Source organism: Streptomyces sp. P9(2023) (genome assembly GCF_032436795.1).
Lineage (GTDB): Bacteria > Actinomycetota > Actinomycetes > Streptomycetales > Streptomycetaceae > Streptomyces.
Window position 1 is genome coordinate 1 of sequence record NZ_JAUPWM010000401.1, and the last position, 278, is coordinate 278.

The following is a 278-nucleotide window of genomic DNA, read 5'->3' on the forward strand; positions in this document are numbered from 1 at the left end:
GCTTGGGTTTGCCGCTGTAGGTATCATCCTCATCGGTGTCTCCCACGCTCTCTTCATCGTCATCTTCACTGCCGATGCTGGTGTTCAAGATGCCTCCAGGCATGGCAGCTGCCACCACGGGCGGTTGCGTGTAGCGCTTGATCAACGGGCGCAAAATCAGCCAGTAGAGCAGAAGGGCAACCAATGCTACCAAGAGGTAGCGGCCAAGGTTTGCCGCCATGGCAAGCGTGTCAGGTTGCTGCCACCAGACTGGCTCCAGGCGGCCATCGTCATCGCTG

General features: G+C 59.0%; 1 protein-coding gene. It reads right to left on the reverse strand.

Translation table 11 applies throughout. The features are described 5' to 3' along the window. Positions 1-278 (reverse strand): hypothetical protein (locus Q5762_RS38105; protein WP_315896894.1); only part of this gene is annotated, 278 nt, incomplete at both ends.